18 protein-coding genes are annotated in these 19147 nt (G+C 39.1%); 4 read left to right on the forward strand and 14 right to left on the reverse strand.

Translation table 11 applies throughout. From position 1 onward, the window contains the following. Window positions 1-20: 20 nt before the first annotated feature. Genes K364_RS0102090 through K364_RS22555 form a run of 3 tightly spaced genes read right to left on the reverse strand, consistent with a single transcriptional unit; the run spans window position 21 to window position 3686 of the window. On the reverse strand, window positions 21-1145 hold the full coding sequence (locus tag K364_RS0102090) for a Ger(x)C family spore germination protein (RefSeq protein ID WP_028306640.1): 1125 nt from the start codon (window positions 1143-1145) through the stop codon (window positions 21-23). Next, entirely contained in the window at window positions 1132-2229 is a 1098-nt protein-coding gene (locus K364_RS0102095) for a GerAB/ArcD/ProY family transporter (RefSeq protein WP_028306641.1), read from the reverse strand. The genes K364_RS0102090 and K364_RS0102095 overlap by 14 nt, the downstream gene beginning before the upstream one ends. Further along, window positions 2223-3686, reverse strand: coding sequence for a spore germination protein (locus K364_RS22555; protein WP_051533754.1), 1464 nt, complete (start codon window positions 3684-3686; stop codon window positions 2223-2225). Before K364_RS22555 ends, K364_RS0102095 begins: the two co-directional genes overlap by 7 nt. A 172-nt stretch (window positions 3687-3858) precedes the next feature. Between K364_RS22555 and K364_RS0102105 the strand changes: the two genes are divergently transcribed. Continuing rightward, complete coding sequence (locus K364_RS0102105) at window positions 3859-4410, forward strand: spore germination protein (RefSeq protein ID WP_028306642.1); 552 nt, start codon at window positions 3859-3861, stop codon at window positions 4408-4410. Continuing rightward, window positions 4395-4667: a hypothetical protein gene (locus K364_RS27040; protein WP_028306643.1), complete on the forward strand. Its 273-nt coding sequence runs from the start codon at window positions 4395-4397 to the stop codon at window positions 4665-4667. Before K364_RS0102105 ends, K364_RS27040 begins: the two co-directional genes overlap by 16 nt. 479 nt (window positions 4668-5146) lie before the next feature. Here the strand turns inward: K364_RS27040 and K364_RS0102115 are convergent, their stop codons facing one another. Next, window positions 5147-5698, reverse strand: a complete 552-nt coding sequence (locus K364_RS0102115; RefSeq protein WP_028306644.1) for a ferritin family protein — start codon at window positions 5696-5698, stop codon at window positions 5147-5149. Window positions 5699-5720: 22 nt separating this feature from the next. Then, window positions 5721-6146: a Fur family transcriptional regulator gene (locus tag K364_RS0102120; protein ID WP_028306645.1), complete on the reverse strand. Its 426-nt coding sequence runs from the start codon at window positions 6144-6146 to the stop codon at window positions 5721-5723. Window positions 6147-6358: 212 nt separating this feature from the next. On the opposite strand from K364_RS0102120, the gene K364_RS22560 reads away from it, so the two are divergent. Continuing rightward, window positions 6359-7057 (forward strand): flavodoxin family protein, encoded by a 699-nt coding sequence (locus K364_RS22560; RefSeq protein ID WP_051533755.1) that lies wholly within the window; start codon window positions 6359-6361, stop codon window positions 7055-7057. A 355-nt stretch (window positions 7058-7412) separates the two neighbouring features. Here the strand turns inward: K364_RS22560 and K364_RS0102130 are convergent, their stop codons facing one another. Next, entirely contained in the window at window positions 7413-9266 is a 1854-nt protein-coding gene (locus tag K364_RS0102130) for an SLC13 family permease (protein WP_051533756.1), read from the reverse strand. A 97-nt stretch (window positions 9267-9363) separates the two neighbouring features. After that, the gene (locus K364_RS0102135; protein WP_028306647.1) at window positions 9364-10134 is read right to left on the reverse strand and encodes a hypothetical protein; all 771 of its coding nucleotides are present in this window, start codon (window positions 10132-10134) and stop codon (window positions 9364-9366) included. A 337-nt stretch (window positions 10135-10471) separates the two neighbouring features. Between K364_RS0102135 and K364_RS0102140 the strand changes: the two genes are divergently transcribed. Beyond that, on the forward strand, window positions 10472-12058 hold the full coding sequence (locus tag K364_RS0102140) for an FMN-binding glutamate synthase family protein (protein WP_028306648.1): 1587 nt from the start codon (window positions 10472-10474) through the stop codon (window positions 12056-12058). A gap of 55 nt (window positions 12059-12113) precedes the next feature. Here K364_RS0102140 and lgt read toward each other — a convergent pair whose 3' ends face one another. The 7 genes from lgt to K364_RS0102175 form a co-directional block, all read right to left on the reverse strand. Then, window positions 12114-12869 carry a prolipoprotein diacylglyceryl transferase gene (gene lgt / locus K364_RS0102145; protein WP_028306649.1) on the reverse strand — a complete coding sequence of 252 codons (756 nt, stop codon included), beginning with the start codon at window positions 12867-12869 and terminating at the stop codon, window positions 12114-12116. 286 nt (window positions 12870-13155) lie between these two features. Then, the gene (locus K364_RS26010) at window positions 13156-13302 is read right to left on the reverse strand and encodes an aspartyl-phosphate phosphatase Spo0E family protein (RefSeq protein ID WP_084295446.1); all 147 of its coding nucleotides are present in this window, start codon (window positions 13300-13302) and stop codon (window positions 13156-13158) included. Window positions 13303-13428: 126 nt separating this feature from the next. Then, window positions 13429-13710 (reverse strand): ferredoxin family protein, encoded by a 282-nt coding sequence (locus tag K364_RS0102155; RefSeq protein ID WP_035267566.1) that lies wholly within the window; start codon window positions 13708-13710, stop codon window positions 13429-13431. Beyond that, a complete protein-coding gene (locus K364_RS0102160) occupies window positions 13707-15005 on the reverse strand; it encodes an FAD-dependent oxidoreductase (protein ID WP_028306651.1) in 1299 nt (432 codons plus the stop codon). Before K364_RS0102160 ends, K364_RS0102155 begins: the two co-directional genes overlap by 4 nt. Before the next feature lie 12 nt (window positions 15006-15017). After that, a complete protein-coding gene (locus K364_RS0102165; protein ID WP_028306652.1) occupies window positions 15018-16268 on the reverse strand; it encodes an FAD-binding protein in 1251 nt (416 codons plus the stop codon). Window positions 16269-16280: 12 nt separating this feature from the next. After that, window positions 16281-17099 carry an electron transfer flavoprotein subunit beta/FixA family protein gene (locus K364_RS0102170; protein ID WP_028306653.1) on the reverse strand — a complete coding sequence of 273 codons (819 nt, stop codon included), beginning with the start codon at window positions 17097-17099 and terminating at the stop codon, window positions 16281-16283. 128 nt (window positions 17100-17227) lie between these two features. Beyond that, entirely contained in the window at window positions 17228-18958 is a 1731-nt protein-coding gene (locus K364_RS0102175) for a DUF3794 and LysM peptidoglycan-binding domain-containing protein (RefSeq protein ID WP_028306654.1), read from the reverse strand. Window positions 18959-19147: the final 189 nt, after the last annotated feature.

Raw genomic sequence — 19147 nt, forward strand, 5'->3', positions numbered from 1 at the left:
AAATTAAATATTGGGTTTATTTACTCAAGGTCTATCAGCAATCTCTCGTTGCTTAGGGTTACATCAAAAGACACTTCAATAGGAATATAGGGAAAGTATTCATCCCAATTGATTTGCTTCCAGTAATCTGGATAATAAGCCCTGACATACAAGCCTATGCCAATAATGTCACTTTGAAAATCATGTTGTATTTTCTTTATTAGATTATTAGTTCTATTTTCAAAAACCTTAGCTAGATATTCCTCAAAAACATGTTCTTTTCCCAGGTGTGCTCTATCTGGATTTTTTTCAATAATCTCCACAGTAAGCTTAATATTTATCTTTGCAGTGATGCGGCCTGCATGGTTAGTCTCTACCCTTGTTTTTGTTTTTATTTGAATAGGAGATACAACTAATATTTCATCTGGGTGGAGGTTGCAAGGGCTTTCTATAGATTTACCCAGGAGTCCCTTAATTCTTAGAAAATCACTTAACTCTTCATTATTTAAAGAGCCTGCCAGCCTGTCCCTTTTAAATGCAGACAGCCCTGCAATGGACAAGCGATCTTCTAGGTATTTAATGCTTACTAATACTGGTTCAATACCCTGGTTTCTATAGGGAATAGTAAAATTGTGCATATAAGTATCCAACAACCACTGTTTGCGAATCTCATTATCAATCATTCTATAAAGGTACGTAATAGGCAGGGTTGCCTCTGCAGGTGCAACCGCTATAATGTCCTCCGGTTTATCAGGAGTTATTATCATGTATGCCAGTGGGCGAAACTGGGCAGACCTTCTGAACCCATCTAGAACTTCATTTATATCCCTTTTAAACGCAACTTCTTCTGAAATTACCAGGACCCTTACATATCCTAAAAATACTTCTCTAGCAAGCATACTATGCAGCTGTTCAAAGGCTGTGGTTAAATTTTTTGCTTTTGCTGCAATTACTATGGGTTGTTTTTTTTCCGGTGCAGCCTGGGGCCCTCCAGCTAAACCTAAAACATCTGGAACAGCAATGGAGATAATTAATTCCCCATCCTCTGCCATGTCTATACCAATTGACAGCACAGGGACTCTTTCTTCCACCTCTAGTCTATCCCAACACCCTGTCAGCAGCAGCAGAGAAAGAAGAATCAAGACAAAAATTCTAGCTCTTGCCATTTAACCGCCTCCCTTTCACCAGAGAAACAAGATAAAGCAGCAAGGGGATAATTGTAGCTCCTATGATTCCCATGTGCCCCAACCAATCTGAGAGCTGAAAGGCTTCCATTAAAGTATTGGGTATGAGTGCTACCCATATCATGAATATTCCTGTGGGAAATACTAATAGGTTTTTATTTATATTAAATAATTGGGAAGCAACGTCAACACCCAGGGCATAAAAAACAGCAGCAGTAGTAAATATGGCCATAATCCAAATGGTAATAAAAGGTCCATCTACTCTTTGAAGAATATCTACTGGTATGTTAACAATTCGTATAGCTTCCAGGGTTGGCCACTGCAGCTCTTTAATGGCATCCCCAAAAATACTTATCCCAGCAAGAATAACTATAAAATACACCAGAAATATAAAGAACAAGGATAAAGCAAAAGCCTTGTAACCTTCCGATGGCGTCTGCATATAAACCAGGAGAAATACTATTAGTTCAAAGCCTGTGAAGGAAAAACCGGTGGCTAAAGCAGCCCTGCCCAGCTCTTGTATGCCATGGCGCATGAGAGGCAGCAAAAATAAAAATTCAAAGTGATAATACATGGATATGAAAAGAAAGCCAATTGGAATTATAATTATTAAAGGCGCGAGAAAAAGTGTAATCCTTCCTAATACTTGCATACCCTGAAGGGTCAAATAGCCTGCAGCTAGAATCATGGTTCCAATGACTACAACTTTAGGAGTAGTAAGTAATAGGGATTCAGATACTATTTCAGAAAAAAGACGAATGGTCATGGTAGGCAAAAGTATTAAATATGCCGTGTAATATAACTTGATAATAAAGCCAACATATTTACCCATCAGCAGGTCTATTATGGTAAAAATGGACGTATTAGGGTATAACAGTCCAACTTTAATAAAAATCATACCTGTAAATAAAAGTATGATTGAGGCAATGATAATAGCAAAAATACTGTCTTGTCCAGCTTCAACATATGTAGCCCTGCTTAAAGTTATTAGACCTACACCTAAAGCAGCATTTAGGCCAATGGAAGATGCCTGCAGCCAACTTATTGGACTTGTCTTTTCTACCATTTTCTTCTCCTTTTTGCCTGCCTTATCTTATCAAGGGGGCGCAAATATCTGGGTCTTGTATTTATACTTTTCATGGGCAGCCTTATTAATGTATCCTTTACATCCTTAACCCTGAAGGGTCCATAAGGTGCAAAGTATGGTATACCAAAGGATTTTAACGAAGTTAGATGAATTAGAATAAATATCAAGCCTATAACTAGACCATAAAGGCCAAGTATGGCTGTAATAAATGTTAAAAGGAACCTTAATAACCGCAGACTGGCTCCCGCACTATAATTTGGAATGGCAATATTCCCGATAGTGGTGAGGGCTATTACTATTATTAATGAGGGGCTTACCAGGTTAGCAGAAACAGCAGCATCCCCTAGAACCAGTGCCCCAACAATGCTTAATGTGGGTCCTATCTGACCAGGCAGTCTTATACTAGCCTCTCGGATGATTTCAACTGTAAACTCCATGGCTATGATTTCAACAATAGGCGGGAAGGGCACGTTAACCCTTCCCCCAGATATTGTTAATACTAACTCTGTAGGCAGCATTTCCGGATGATAACTTGAAAAGGCTATATAAAAAGCAGGAGTAACAAGACCTATAATACTGGCCAGGAAACGAAAGAACCTTAAGAAAGAACCATATAGGACCCTTTCATAATAATCCTCTGAAGAGATAAAAAATTCATTGAATACTGCAGGTGCTATGAGAACCAAGGGAGTGCCGTCAGTAAATATGGCCACTCTCCCTTCTAACAAACTGGCAGCAACCTTGTCTGGCCTCTCTGTATAAAGAATCTGGGGAAAAGGTGAAAAGGTGTTTTCCTCGATTAGTTGTTCAATGTAGCCAGATTCAAGTATTCCATCTATTTCAATGGTATCCAGACGTTTTTTAATTTCAACCAGCAGGTCAGGCAGAACTATATCATCTATATACATAATGCTAAGAGAGGTATTTGATCTTTGACCCAAAATTACATTTTCTACTTTCAAGTTGTTATTCTTTATTCTTTTTCTCACTAAACTAATGTTTGTTTTAATACTCTCTGTAAAGGCATCTCTGGCTCCTCTGACTACAGTCTCTGTTGCTGGGTCAGTTACTGCCCTTTCGGCAATTTTTACAGCTTCAACAATAAGAATGTCATCCTCATTATCCTTGAGCAAAAGAGTATTGCCAGAGAATAGCTTGTTTAGAGCCTCATCTGCTGATCCAGTTAAAGAAATTTCCCCTACCGGCAGAATGCTGTCTTTTATATATCTAATGCTTAAAGACGTTTCAGAGAATCTAGCCTCCAAAAGGGGCCGGATAATCCTGTGCTCAATCATCTCTGTATCACTCAACTCTTCTATATATAACAAATGGTAAGAGGATTTTAAAATAGATAGATCCCTTACTATTAAATCATCACATTTATCAGCCTTGTGTAATATGTACTGGAGCAAATGATCTTTCTTTTTTTTGTTCATGCTTAATCCAACTCTCAGCAAGCTATAGTATTACTCTTAGTTTTGTTATATTTAGGGCTATTATTCATCTGTTTTTTATCCGAATAAAACTTGGGCTTAAGTTAAACAATATAGGGTAATATTACTATTTGGCCGAAGGCTTTAGGGTTTAATCTAAAGGGGGTTTTTTTCATTGTTTGGCTTATTTAACAATAAAAAGAAAAAAATTAATATGCAAACGGAAAATACAGTACCTTTTAAGAACAGTCTGGAGGCAAATATTACATGGCTAAGAGAGAGATTATCAGACTGCTTCGACGTGGAATACAGGTCTATAAAAGTTGGGAAGGGCAGGCAGTTGGAAGGTTATCTTGTATTTTTTAATGGTCTGGTTGACACCACCACAATATCTGAAAGCATTTTAAAACCCTTAATATTAGTTGATTACGAAGCCCATGGCAAAAAGCCCATTCATGAAATAGTTTATGATCAGCTTATTGTGGTAGGTAGTGTAAATAAGGAAAAAGACCTGAACCTGTTTATCATGAAGCTGCTTTCAGGCCATGTAGGGTTATTGCTGGAAAATGAGAAAATTGGTTTCACCATTGAGGCCATAGGATGGAAAGAACGAAGTGTAGAGGCGCCAAAGACCGAGACAGTAATTAAGGGACAGCATGTGGGCTTTACAGAAAATGTAAGGGTAAATACTTCTATAATCAGGTCAACCTGTTGGGGAATTTCCTAAATTTTGCTGTCTTTGGTTATATTTTTGTACTGGTGTTAGCCCAGGTGCTGGGCCTTAAGAGCTATAGACCCTTGGTAGCTCCCTCCTTTGCCGCCATGATTATTGCCAGCAATTTTACTGTAAATAGTTCTAATGAACTATTATACTTTTTAGATGGGTTTTTTCCCTTATTTACTATTCCATTACTTTACGGTTTGCCTTTACTGGTGCTGTGTACAGCAGTTATAAAAAATAAAACAAGGAAATACAAAAACTAGATTTATTATGCTAATCTAGCCTTTTTTCTTGACAAGAAGCAGCTTTCCGGATGGTTATATGGAACAGGAGGACTTCCCCCATCCTTGATTGCCGGTAAAGATTCTATTATGAGGCTATGCAAAATGGAAAAAGGCAATTTGTAATCTAACAAACCTTTACTATACAAAAACAGTTAAATTCTAAAATTGGCTTTAGATTGGCTTTATTTTCAGCGGTGCTAAAATTGGTTATTTAGTAGATTTAGTTATAACCGCTTTTCTCTATGGAGCAGTAGTAACAATGGCAGCTGGTATGAGGGCAATTTTTGCACAGGAATTCGGACTAGCTAACACCCTGGGCAGAACTGTCTTGTTGGTTATTACCCTTATTAAAGAACAGATTTCAACAGATAATTATAGAAAGCCCGGTAAACGTAAGAGGGTAAAGAATAACTTTTACCCTCTTTTAGCAACCATCGATTATTTTAAATTAGCCTTTCTTATTTTTCAAAGTATCTTTTTAACAAACCGGCAAATGCCTGACCGTGACGGGCTTCATCCTTGCACATTTCGTGGACAGTGTCATGTATAGCATCATAGCCTAGCTGCTTGGCCTTAACTGCAAGGTCCTTTTTGCCTTGACATGCTCCATGCTCTGCCTGAACTCTCATCCAAAGATTAGTTTTGGTATCGGCTGCAACTACCTCTCCCAGGAGTTCAGCAAACTTTGCCGCATGCTCTGCTTCTTCAAAGGCAATTCTTTTATAAGCTTCAGCAACTTCAGGGTAACCCTCCCTGTCAGCCTGACGGCTCATTGCTAGATACATTCCCACCTCTGTACATTCGCCCATGAAGTTATCCTTAAGACCTTGAATAACCTCTGGATCTAAATCCTTTGCAACTCCAACCCTGTGCTCATCAGCATAAACCATATCTCCATCATCTTTTCTTTCTGTGAGCTTTGCAGCTGCAGCTCCACACTGGGCACACTTTTCTGGCATATCCTCTCCAGTATGGACAAATCCACAAATTGTACAAACATATTGTCTCATTTTAACAATTCCCCCTTATTTATTAGTTTTTATGTTTTTCAAGGCACTTACTGCAAGTACCTTTAAAATAAATATGGCTTTCATTGATTTTAAACTCATCTAAACCCTTAAGCTTCATGTTGGTCATATCCAGCCAAACATCATATACCCTGCCGCACTCCAGGCATTTAAAATGTCCATGAATTGAAATATCAGCATCATACCTGGTCTCATTATCTTCAATAGTAATAAGCTGGATTATCTTCTTATCTAAAAAAAGCTTCAATGTGTTATATACGGTGGTTTTTGACAAGGTGGGTATTTCATTAACCAGGGCCTGATATATTTCATCTACAGTTGGATGACTTTTGTATTTTATCAAGTAATCATATATTTTCATCCTTTGATAGGAAGGCTTTATATTATTTTGTTTCAAAAATTCCTCTATCTTAAATTCACTAGTCCCCATTTCCCCTTACCACCTTTACATTTTAATTGGCCTTAATGTAATATTTATTTCTTATTTGTACTTATTACAATTTTATTTTAATTACACTTGTGTAATTTGTCAATAGGGAAAATAAAAAAACTCCTTTTATAATTTATATACATTTCTCTTGATAGTTACTTTTATTGTTGATACAGTATACTAGAGCAATTTGAAATATGGGAGGGAGACTATTGGCAAATATAATTGGTATTAGTGCAGGCCGTAAAAACAAGGTAACAGAATCTGCTGTAAAGGCTATCCTGGAAGGAACTAATAAACCTTATGAGTTAATATCTTTGTCAGGCAAGTTAATTCGTCCTTGTGAAGCATGTAATGGATGTATAAAAACCAATAGGTGTGTTTTAAAAGATGACTTTCAACCAATTGTCGAAAAGCTTTATAATGTAGATGGGCTAGTTTTTGGAGCTCCAACATACTGGAATCACATGAACTCTAAGGCCCAGGCATTTTGGGAAAGACTCTGTTTTTCTGGAAGCCACAACAATGTATTCCCCCTTGCAGGGAAAACTGGAGTTATAGTATCTGTACATGGTACAAATGAGGAACAGCGTTACACCCTAGATGGGCTAAAAATATACTTTGCTGACGCAAGAATTAGCGTTGCGGGAGAGCTGCTGGTACAGGGAGAATACGCTTGTTATACATGTGGGTATGGAAACTACTGTGCAGTTGGAGGCTTTATAGAGCTTTTCCCTCTGGGGACACCAATCACAAAGGACATTACTCCCTCCTTGACTAATCAAAGCCCAGGCATTTGTAATCTGCCAAACCATAAAAGAGATTTAAGTGAATCAGCCAGGCATTTGGGATCTGTATTTAGCAAGGTTATTGACATTACCATAAAACAGCGGGACAATTTTTGCAGTTAATTAGTTTTAATAAAAGACTCCCTTTCAGCTTTTAAATGTATTGCTGGAAGGGAGCTTCTGCTTAAAGAGTTAAAAAATGTAGTATATAGTATTGTGCAGATTAAAACAAAACTTGGCTTGCGCTAGTAGTTCTAGCATTTTAATGCGTAGAAATACCAGTCCTAGCAGGGCGCCAAGTCCTTGACGTCGGCGGAAGCCTTAGTCTTTGTGAATACTATCTACCTTGTGGAACTTATACTTTCTGATAGTGCAATGAAAAGGTTTTTCCTTTCTAAATTCGACAAAATACGTGGTTTTCTTTAAAAACTTTCCAATATAGCATTCTGATTAAAATGAGGAAAGAAAAATAAATATGCTAGAAGGGGAAAAACATGGGCACTACCAGGACTGCAATTAACCCTATGATAATCTGTAGTGGAACCCCTACCCTCATAAAATCAGAAAATGTATATTTACCAGCTGCCATAACCATGGCATTAGGTGGGGTGGCTACAGGTGTAGCAAAAGCCATGCTGGCAGAGTATGCCACTGCCATGACCATTGGTACCGGGCTTACTCCCATTTCTTGAGCACTTAAAATTGCCACTGGAAATAGCAGAACTGCTGTGGCCGTGTTGCTTATGAATTGACTAAAAATAGAGGTAATGACATAAAGCCCTGCTAGTACAGCTAACGGACCAACTGCACCCAGGGAGGTAATTAGCTTATCAGACATAAAAGCCACGCCACCGGTTTTTTCTAGGGCTGTAGCCATGGGCAGCATACAGGCTATGAGTACAACAGTCTGCCAGTTTATTGAGCGATAAGCTTGATCTGTATGCCTAACACTTCCTGTTAAAATCATGAGCAGAGCAGTAATTACTACAGTTATTACTGCAGGCAGCCACTCAAAAACCAACATTAGCAGCATCCATAAAAGAATAGCTCCGGCAACTGCAGAACGGAGAGATTGGTTCGCTGGCTCCGGAGGATGAGTTGCATGTCTGAGTACAACCATATCACTTTTTTCTTTAGATAACAGGTCAATGTCCTTCCATTTACCATAGACAAGCATTGCGTCACCATAATGAAGCTCATCATCCCTAGATGGGAGTCTTGGTTCTTGATATTGACGTTTTATTGACAAAACTGTCAGACCATATTTGTCTCTAAAGTGAACATCTTTTAATGATTGGTTAATTAATCGGGACTGGGGAGTTAAAATAACCTCTGCTATATTTGTTTCCTTGAGCTGCAGTTGTCCCGGAGAAGTCAGCACTAATTTCTCAACACCTGTTTCTTTAATAAATCTATTTATGGAAGCCTCAGCTGTGTAGACAAGTAAAATATCTTCTGCCTCAAGTAAATAGTTTGGATCTGCTGTCAGCTGGCGCGGAACAGTACCTGCAGCAAAGGGGAAGCGACCTTCCCCGTCTTTTTTTAATATCTCAAGGACAGTTACATCGTATTTGTTAGGCCATCCCAGCTCCTTTAGCTTTTTACCAATAATATTATGACCCTTTGGCACCTGGATGTGGTGAATATTGGGCCCTATTTTATATTGTTCCAACAATTCTTTAAGATTGAATGCACCTGAGGCTTTAGGATCTTTTTCATGGGGTTTATTTAACCATTTTCGCCCAATAAACCATAGATAGGCTATGCCTGCTAAAAGAATTATCAGGCCCACAGGAGTAAAAGCAAAAAAAGTTAAGGCTCCATAGCCATTGGCAATTAAGCTTTGCCTGGCAATAAGGTTTGGAGCTGTTCCAATTAACGTTAATGCCCCACCCATGCTGCTGGCAAAGGCAAGGGGCATTAAAAGCTTTCCGGGATGGAGATGCATCTGCCTGCTTAAGCTCACAACAACCGGCAGCAGTATGGCTACCGTTCCCGTATTGCTGATAAAACCGCTTAAAACGGCTACCACCAGCATCATGAAAACCATCATTTTGAATTCACTGTTTCCAGTCCATTTAACCAGCAAATTCCCGGCTTTTTGAGCTAGACCAGTTTGAAATACTCCCTCTCCTACAATAAATAGTGCTGCTATCATTATTACCACATTATTAGAAAAGCCAGAAAGGGCCTCAGGCACAGTTAGCAGTCCAGCTAGATATAAGGCCAGTAGTGAACACAAGGCAACCAGGTCTGACCGAAAACGAGGAAGCAAAAAACATATTGTAGTAACTATCAGAATCATAAAAACCAATTCCATTTCAGATAACATTAAATTACTATCCTCTCTTTTTGCTTTAAAATTTCTCTTTTATATTGCTATTTCTAGTATGCACCTTCCCGGAAATCTTTATATATGCATGATAAGACTAATAAACTACGGCAGTAGAGCCATTCTTACCATCAGATACTGTCTGTACATAAAAGGTATTTAGGGATTGTTCCTCAGAGCCTATCAATGCTACATGGCCGCTGACACAAGCCCCCGACAGATCCCGTTTAAGCTTGCCTACCTGATATTTTAAAACATTAATTATTTCGTCCTGCTCATTATTTGACAAGCCATCCCATGCCTGGGTATCAAAGGTTATTGTTAAATCATTTTTTTCATTAAAACACGCGTCTTTAGCTAGGCCCTTTAGTACATCTCTCAGCATATTTTCATAGGCACTTTTTTTATCAGTTATTTGTATGTTATTAGGTGTTTTTTGTTTTGCCTTTTTGGGAATTTTCTCTTTTACAACAGGAGGTATGATTACTGTTTCTGATACATTATGTGCATCTAACTCTTCTTTATGCGCATCTGGCTGTTCTTTTTCCCCTGTTAATGACAATGATTCTTGGACCTCATTAGCTTCATTAGTATCTTTAGGTTCAGCAATTTCTTTAGTTTCAGCAATTTCTTTAGTTTCAGCAATTTCTTTAGTTTCAGCACTATATTCATGCTTGGTTAATTTTAAAAGCTCTCCTATTTCCCATTCATCCTGGGCTCTTTTTAAAAGCTCTTCTATTTCACCAGGTAAATCTGAATGATTTATTAATTTTAATGCTTCCCTTGATATATCAATAATTTCTTTAAACTCCCCATCTTCAAATTTACTTTTTAGCAGTAAAAAAGCTAATGCGTTAATATAGTTCAAGGAAACACACTCTCCTTAGTGGCACTAACCAAAAATACCTTTTAATACTTAAATATTCTTGTTAATTTTTCTACATCCTTTTTTTGTTGATATAAAATTTCAAGAATAATAAAAAATCGTAAAAAACATGATATAAATTAACAGATAATTTTAGCTTTGCAAATCCATCACAGCATGTTATAATATTAAAAAAATATTCTTGGGGCAAAGATGTCCATGGAATTTAGGAGGCTAAATTCCATGGACTTTTTTAGTTTAAAAATGAAGTAAGCTGCTGTCACTCAACTATACCAGTTAATTCTGGCTAATAATTAATATTTTATTTGGAGGGTTTTATATGTCTTTTAGTAAGGGAATTAACGCTAGTGCTGCAACAAAAACCAGGTTAAGAACAAAAGATAGCTATTGCCCCTATAGTGGCATGTGTACAAATTGTCTTGACGGCTGTCCTGGCTATTGTGAAATCGGGAAATCCGCTGTGCGCGGTAAAGAGCTTCTATATCCATCACCCTTTGGCAAGATAACATCTGCGTCTGAAAAGGATTATCCTGTAGACTATTCCCACTTTAATATCATGGGAACTGCCATAGGAGCCCATGGGATAGAGGCAGATTCAGATAAGGCAATATTTCCGGCAGTTGATTTGACTACAACTATAGGTAGTACAGACGGCAAAAAATTGAACCTGGATCTTCCCATAGTAGTGGCAGCAATGGGTTCTACAGATGTGGCTGCCAACAACTGGGACCACCTGGCAGCAGGCTGTGCTATCTCTGGAGTGGGTATTGCAATTGGCGAAAACGTTTGTGGCATGGATCCTAATCTGGTTCTAGAAAACGGCAGAGTCAAGCACTCGCCTAATTTGGAAAAAAGGGTAAAGGATTTTCAGAAATGGAGCACCGATAAGGGCTTTATAGCGGTTCAAGCCAATGTTGAGGATACCAGGCTTGGTGTTCAAGAATATGCCCTGGAAAAATTAGGTGTGGAAGCAGTTGAAATCAAGTGGGGACAGGGAGCCAAGGATATTGGTGGAGAGGTCAAGCTCAACAGCCTGGAAAGGGCACTGGAATTATATGCCAGGGGCTATATAGTTCTTCCAAACCCAACTGACCCAACAGTACAAATGGCATTTAAGAACAAGGAATTTGATGAATTTGAAAGGCATTCAAGAATAGGAATGGTTTCCGAAGAAGGTTTCATGTCCAGGGTAGAAGAACTTAGAAATGCCGGGGCAAAGTATATCTTCTTAAAAACAGGCGCTTACAGACCTGCTGACCTTGCCAGGGCTGTAAAGTACGCCTCTGAAGCTAAAATTGACCTGTTAACTGTTGACGGTGCAGGTGGGGGAACAGGAATGAGCCCCTGGAGAATGATGAATGAATGGGGAATTCCCACAGTTTATATACAGAGCTTGTTAGTTCAGTATTTAGATAAGTTAGCTTCCAAGGGCAGACACATTCCTAATATAGCCATAGCAGGAGGCTTTACTTTGGAGGATCATCTTTTTAAAGGTCTAGCCCTGGGTGCTCCCTATACTAACATAATTGGCATGGCACGCTCTCCTTTAACTGCTGCCATGGTTGGAAAAAATATTGGCGAGTCTGTTAAAGCCGGGAAGATACCTGCAGAATATAAAACCAATGGAGAAAAGTCCCTGGAGCAGATTTTTATTGCTGCTACTGAAGTAAAAAATATGCTCGGTGATGAATTTGATAAATTGCCAGTGGGAGCAATAGGGGTGTACACTTATTACCAGAGACTGGCCCAGGGTTTGAGGCAGTTTATGTGCGGGGCAAGAAAGTTTAATATCCAATCCCTTGCCAGAACAGACTTGGTGGCACTTACAAAGGAAGCAGCTGAAATTTCAGGAATAGCTTATATTATGGATTGTGATCAAAAAGAGGTAGATGATATCTTATCCTGACAGCTTTGAAAATAATATAAAGAACAAAAAGTGCAAATAGCTCGGGAAACCCGGGCTATTTTATATTATACCTTGGTGCATTTCTCACTTTAAAATAATAAATCAAAATCCCTGCAGCAATTAATGCCAGGCTGATTACCTGTGCTGTCCTTAGAGGCCCAATCATCAGGCTGTCGGTACGAAAGGACTCAATTATTACTCTTCCTAAAGAATAAAGTATAAAATAGCTTGTAAACAGTTCTCCCTGCTTTACTCCCGGCTGATATCTGCGATATATTAAATATGCAAAAACCCCCATGTTCCATATAAACTCATACAAAAAGGTGGGATGTCTATATGCTCCATCAATAAACATTGCCCAGGGCAGATCAGTAGGATAACCATAGGCTTCCTGGTTAAAATAGTTTCCCCATCTGCCAATAGCCTGACCTAGTATTATACTTGGAGCAACAATATCAGCCATTTTCCAGAAGTTTAATTTATATTTTCGGACAACAAAATACCCGGCAAGCACACCTCCAATTACACCACCATGTATAGCCAGTCCTCCATGCCAGATGGCTATTATCTCTTCCGGATGAAAACGATAGTACTCACCCCAGCGAAAGATAACATAATAAAGCCGAGCACCAATAAAAGCTGCAGGCAAAGCAAATATGGAAATTGTAAGTATATGATCAGGGTCAATCCTTTGCCTGATACATTCCTTATATGCCAGCAAAATACCTAATGCAACACCTGTACTTATTAAAATTCCATACCACCTAACTGCTATAGGCCCTATTTCAAAAGCTATTGGATCCAAAACCATAACCCCTTTTCCCTACTATTTTTTAGTACAAAATTAGTTTTAAAATAGCTGCAAGATTTTCAAACAGCGTAAATAAAAAAACAATATGTGTACCTACACATACTTGAATTCGCCCGTTTTATTAAAAAAACCTCTAAATTAACCTGGTTAATATTAAAAACTTTTTATTATGACTTCCTTTAAAACAATGAACAAAGCTCTAGGAAAGGTTAAAAAAGAAGATACTGACCCCATGTTTTATAGGGCCTTTTAACAATAAATAAATCTTAAAATTCTATTTAACTAGTTAGTACCCACGCATAACCTTTACTACTAGCTTGTCCAGTTCACAGCTTTTTTTGTAAACTTCCTTATCCAAAAGGTTCTGCTTCTTTTCAACTAATGATTTTAATTCTTTCTTTTTGATTTCCAGCTCAACCTTTAAATCTCCCACCGGCTGGACTCTCCTTTCATCATTTAGTCAAATGAACTTTAACCTGATATTATCTATTCGACATTTAAATCAATAATCCTTTATTTTTCACATAATAATTTCATTTTTTTCAAATTCTTTCCCTTTTTATCCATATTTATACATTATGCCAAATCCCCCTCTGGGATTTTTCCATTCAATATTGTCGTGGGCACAACCATATCTACAGGTTCCACATTCCACACACCCCTCATAGGCAGTTTCTATTATCTTCTCTTTAGGGTTCCAGCTGTAAACCCTTGCTGGACAAATATACGTGCAGGGCTTTCTTTCACATTCCAGGCACTTTTCCCTGTTGATGACCCTTAAATGGCTTTCCTTATCCGGCTGGTATCTATTGAGGAAGAGCTTGTCTTCTAGTGACTTCATCCTAAAACCCTCCATCCTCTATACATGTCTTTTATAAGCTGAATTTTTGACCTTCTGGACGTAATATCTCTAATGATTTTGTTTTGTTTTTCTTTTTTAGGAATGCTATCGATTGTTGTGAATTCATGGGCTGCATCATTAACCAATTGAGGATATATGGAGAAAAAATAGTCATGTGTTTCAAAAAAGCCCGAGGCATTTTGATATTTTCGTAAATCCTTTAATATAAAACTTTCCTCAAGTTTTTTTTCGTAGTGGGATAAGGCCCTTTCATCGAACTCCCCTACATTATGAGCATCAATAATTGTTTCTGCAGCCATTTTCCCAGACAGCATGGCCATATTGGAGCCCTCCCTGTGGATTCCATTTACAAATCCAGCTGCATCACCAACAACTAGCAGGCCACTTCCATACAATTTTGGTATACTATGGTATCCACCCTCTGGTATCATATGGCCCAGATATTCTTTTGTTTCTCCACCTACCAGCAGCGGCTTGACCAATGGATGATTCTTTAAATGCTCCAGAAGGTCATTAGGGTTTACTTCCCTCCTTACCACCTGGGAAAGCAGGGCACCTACACCTACAGATATTGAATCAGTATTTGTATAAATAAAGCCTGTTCCCACCATTCCCCTGGTTGATTCACCCACCAGTTCAATAGTTACACCTTGTCCCTGTTCCAGGTTAAACCTGTCTTCTATTTTTTCTTTAGGCAAGGCAATGACTTCTTTAACTGCCACTGCCAGCTCTGTTGTCTTTAGCCTGTCCTTCTTCAGACCTGCCTTTTGGGTTAGCATGGAATTAACGCCTTCAGCCAGGACAACTACATTTCCATAAACATCCCCTTGAGGTCGGCCAGTTCTCACGCCAATTACTTTTTCATTTTTTATTATCAAATCTTCTACCACTGTTTCTGTTATTAACAAAGCTCCTGCTTCTACAGCCTTATCTGCAAGCCACCTGTCAAATCTAGCCCTTAATACGGTAAATGCATTATAGGGTTCAGATCCATGCCTGCTGGTTTTGTACCCCAAAGTAACTGCAGAGTCCTTATCTAATATCCATAATCTTTGTTCTATAATATGTCTCTCCAGGGGAGCAGCTTTATAAAACCCAGGAACTATTTGTTCAGTGGGATGTCTGTATAAAACTCCTCCCATAACATTTTTTGACCCTGGGAAGTCACCCCTTTCTATTAAGATGGTATTAAGTCCGGCCCTTGCGGTGAGTAAGGCAGTTGAAATGCCTGCCGGCCCTGCTCCCACCACAATTACATCAAATTTCTCTGTCACCATGAACACCTCCTAACCAAGTTGTTTTTTAAATTCCCTTGTTATTGCAGGCACCACCCTGGCAAAATCCCCCACAATTCCGAAGGTGGCAAACCTAAATATAGGGGCATCTGGATCATTATTAATGGCTACAATGACATCTGAGGTTTGCATGCCCACTAGATGCTGGATTGCTCCAGAGATGCCAATGGCAAAATATACCTTCGGCCTCACTGTAACACCTGTTTGCCCAATCTGGTAGGTGTGCTCCAGCCAACCTGCCTCTACTGCTGCCCTGGAAGCAGCAACAGTACCACCCAGGGTTTCTGCTAATTCCTCTAGAATTCTTAGGTTTGCCCTGGAGCCAATCCCTCTGCCTGCAGCAACTATTATCTCCGCCTTATCAAGATAGACCGCAGAGCCTTTTTCCTCTATGACTTCTATGATTCTAGTTAATATCTCTTCTTGTCTTATTTCTATTGTTTCTCTAATTACTTCTCCCCTGCGCTCTTCCTGCCTTTTAGGCATGCACATGACCCTTGGCCTTACCGTTGCCATTTGGGGGCGGCGATGCCTACAAACAATTGTAGCCATGATATTACCGCCAAAGGCAGGCCTTGTCTGCAGCAGATACCTTGAGCTCTCGTCTATTGTTAACTCTGTACAATCTGCAGTAAGGCCAGTTTGCAGATGAGTTGCTACAGCTCCCGCCAGATCCCTGCCCAATGAGGTTGCTCCAAACATCATGATCTCTGGCTTGTATTTTTTACACAATTCCACAAGAACCTTTGTATAGGGCTCTGTTACATAGTCCTTGAGCAAGGGGTTTTCAACCATATAGACCTTATCAGCACCATATGTAAAGGCATCAGCAGCTGCTGCTTCAACCTTATCCCCAATTAAAACACCAGCAACCTCAGTATTTATTTGCCTGGCAAGCCTTGCTCCTTCACCTAACAGCTCCCAGGAAACTGGAGCTGCTTCTCCATGAAGATGCTCAATGAAAACCCAAATGCCTTCATATTCCTTAAGCTCCTTTTTTATAGACTTTGCAGCAGCTTCATGTTCTTCTACCTGTTGTACTTCACTCCTGGTCATTTCCCTGGGAGGCTCGTCCAACGCCAAGGCGTCAGCCGGGCAGATCTCAACACAATCACCACAGTTAGTACATTTATCAGGATCTACTACTGCCACATTCCCTTTAACCTCCAGGGCCTCAAAGGGACATGCCTGCACACATAATCCACATGCTATACAGTTCTTCTCAATGACCCTTACTGTCATTTCAACCACATCCTATTTATTAGCTATTATTTTGGTTATTAATAATTTTTGCACCAGGAGACCTGCTGCTTCATCAGGGCTATCCTGCCCTCCAGGAATAATTTCCCCTTTTCCCCTTTGAGGTGGAGCAAAAATTTTACTTACAGAGGTAGGGGATCCCTTAAGGCCTATTTGTTGTATATCAAGCTCCAGCTCTTTTTGGGACCAAATGTTAGGTTTATACCTGGCAGATTTAATTAAATTTGGCAGGCTTGCATATCTAATTTCATTTATATCTTTAACAACTGTTAGCAATACCGGAAGTTTACATGCTGCACGAACCCTTTTGTCCTCTAGCTTCCGATGCACTATAATCTCCCTGTTTTCTATATCAACACTTTCTATCTTCATAACATAGGTTAGTTGGGGAATATTAAGACGAACAGCTATTCCCGGTCCCACCTGGGCCGTATCTCCATCTATAGCCTGTTTGCCGCATAGAATCAAATCTACAGGTTCCCTTTCTGCAAGCCGCTTTATTCCCTTAGCTAGAATATAGCTGGTAGCTAATGTATCAGATCCAGCAAAGTTTCTGTCACTTAATAAAATTCCTTCATCTGCTCCAATAGCTATGCTGCGCCTCATAACTTCTTCTGCTTGAGGTGGGCCCATTGAAATCACAGTAACCTTTCCTCCATACTCTTCCTTCAAGGATACGGCAGCCTCCACAGCATGAGCATCATAGGGATTAATTATGGAGGGTACCCCTTCTCTTATTAAGGTGTTTGTTTCTGGATCAACTCTAACCTCTGTTGTGTCAGGCACCTGCTTTACACAAACTATAACATGCATAGTTTCACCTCATAAAAGCTATTCATATCTCTTAGTTTTTTCTATCTTGCGCCTTTTATGTAACAATTGCATAATTAAAGACCTCACATTTTAAAATGAGGTCTTTAATCTCTGTTTCCTTAGTATTTTTAACCCAGCGGTTTAAAAACACATATTTTAATTCTCTGGCCAACCTGCAGATTTTTGGGGTCTATTCCCGGATTAAGGGCTAAAATGGCATCAACTGTGGTATTATATTTCTGGGCCAGCTTAAATAGGGTATCTCCCTTTTGAATATAATAGATTGTAATAGTTGATCCTGGCGGGCATTCTGTAGGTGCTGGTGTTGGTGTAGGCGTTGGAGTTGGTTCAACAGCCACCACATCTGTTACAACATCCAGCTGAAGGGTCTCAGTTACTTTTACGAACACCTGAACAACGGCTGTTTGCTTCCATGGAAATTTTTCAGGGTCAAATTTACTCCATTCAAATAACTTACATACATCCTCAGGATATTTTGGGGGAGCAAATTCAACAAACTCTACTTCGCCTGTAATATGCAGATTCATACCTGGTCGGGCACCTGGCAAATCAACAAAGGTTGTAAATTTCTCTACTACACCCTGTTCAAAAACCCCTCCTGTACAGAGATCCACATAGTAAATTTGCTTTTTAACCTCTCCTACCACAATGACCTTGTCATTTATTATCTTGGTTTCAGTAAAGTTAATATTAACTGTAGCATCTGTTTCAGCTATTTTCTTGGCTGGTCTCATTAAGGCAACATCATTTTTCACTGTAACCTGTTTGCTGTCCTCGGCAATTACACTTTCTACCTTCAGTAACTCCTTAAATACATCAACGTCTCCAATTACATCAACTACCACATCAATTTGCAGCTCTTCTGTGACCTTGGCAAATACTGCTAAAACTGCAGTCTGCCTTCCACTTCTGAAGCCCTCGTGTGCATTGCCATTACGTAAATCGATGTCAACAAATTCAACTTCAACGGTGACTTGAACTGTGTGGCCGGGACGTGCACCAGGAACATCCACAAAAGCAGTAAAGCTTTCTCTGACAGTCTGTTCAAAAACCTTATTAGTATTTTGCTCCACATAAAATATTTGCTTGTGTAAAACTCCTTCAACAATAATCTTGTCAGGAACAATTTTAGTTGTCACATTTTCAATTTTTGTTTGGATGTTTCTAATTTTCTTGACTCGTCTATCAAATTCAATATCCCGTACAACTGAAACCTGATTTTCATCTTCTCCAACTACACTTTGAACCTTCAGCAATTCCTTGATTACTTCAAGGTCCAGTTCTGGTGCTACTACATCTACTACTACCTCCATTTGAACTGTTTCTGTAACTTTTACAAACACTTCTAAGATTAATGTCTGTCTCCAGAGATTGCGCGCTGGTTCTGGCTTAGGATGGGGATGATGCATGGCCTCACCTTCGGAGTGTGGTTTAGGCTTTGGCTGGATTGGCTTAATTTCATCATACCCTATAAACTCAATTCTTGTTGCCACCTGAACATGGAAGCCGGGCCTTGTACCTGGTATGTCAACATGGGCAATAAATGGTTCATCAACTGATAGCTCAAAAACTTCTCCCTTTTGATACTTAATTCCATCTACTATTCTATTTTCATCAGAAACATAGAAAATTTGCTTGTGGATAATACCTTCCACTATAACCTTATCCTTTATTACATTTATTTCTACGTCTCTCACTTCGGCCATTGTGTCCCATATTTTTCTAATTTGAACGGGAAAAGCTATTTCATTTAGTACCTTTACCTGTTGAGTATCTTCCCCGACCACATTTTGAACCTTTAGCAGTCTTCTTTGAACATCAATAAGGTCCATTGGCATTATTAATTTATACCTCCTTTCCATAAACAGAGTACTTAACATCAACTGTCTACCTTATGAATACAGCTGACGGTTACAAACCATTATCCTGGGGCTTTACGGCACCACTTAAATTTCACTTTTAATTCCTGGTGGTGTAGCCATAGGATAAACTCTCATCATAATATATGCACTGGCAAAAAAATATTG

This window comes from Desulfitibacter alkalitolerans DSM 16504, from assembly GCF_000620305.1.
Classification (GTDB): domain Bacteria; phylum Bacillota; class DSM-16504; order Desulfitibacterales; family Desulfitibacteraceae; genus Desulfitibacter; species Desulfitibacter alkalitolerans.

Bases quoted from the DNA above. Each gene is read 5' to 3' on its own strand.
- K364_RS0102090 (WP_028306640.1), bottom strand. From the start codon at position 1,145: ATGGCAAGAGCTAGAATTTTTGTCTTGATTCTTCTTTCTCTGCTGCTG.
- K364_RS0102095 (WP_028306641.1), bottom strand. From the start codon at position 2,229: ATGGTAGAAAAGACAAGTCCAATAAGTTGGCTGCAGGCATCTTCCATT.
- K364_RS22555 (WP_051533754.1), bottom strand. From the start codon at position 3,686: ATGAACAAAAAAAAGAAAGATCATTTGCTCCAGTACATATTACACAAG.
- K364_RS0102115 (WP_028306644.1), bottom strand. From the start codon at position 5,698: ATGAGACAATATGTTTGTACAATTTGTGGATTTGTCCATACTGGAGAG.
- K364_RS0102120 (WP_028306645.1), bottom strand. From the start codon at position 6,146: ATGGGGACTAGTGAATTTAAGATAGAGGAATTTTTGAAACAAAATAAT.
- K364_RS0102130 (WP_051533756.1), bottom strand. From the start codon at position 9,266: ATGTTATCTGAAATGGAATTGGTTTTTATGATTCTGATAGTTACTACA.
- K364_RS0102140 (WP_028306648.1), top strand. From the start codon at position 10,472: ATGTCTTTTAGTAAGGGAATTAACGCTAGTGCTGCAACAAAAACCAGG.
- lgt (WP_028306649.1), bottom strand. From the start codon at position 12,869: ATGGTTTTGGATCCAATAGCTTTTGAAATAGGGCCTATAGCAGTTAGG.
- K364_RS0102155 (WP_035267566.1), bottom strand. From the start codon at position 13,710: ATGAAGTCACTAGAAGACAAGCTCTTCCTCAATAGATACCAGCCGGAT.
- K364_RS0102165 (WP_028306652.1), bottom strand. From the start codon at position 16,268: ATGACAGTAAGGGTCATTGAGAAGAACTGTATAGCATGTGGATTATGT.
- K364_RS0102170 (WP_028306653.1), bottom strand. From the start codon at position 17,099: ATGCATGTTATAGTTTGTGTAAAGCAGGTGCCTGACACAACAGAGGTT.
- K364_RS0102175 (WP_028306654.1), bottom strand. From the start codon at position 18,958: ATGCCAATGGACCTTATTGATGTTCAAAGAAGACTGCTAAAGGTTCAA.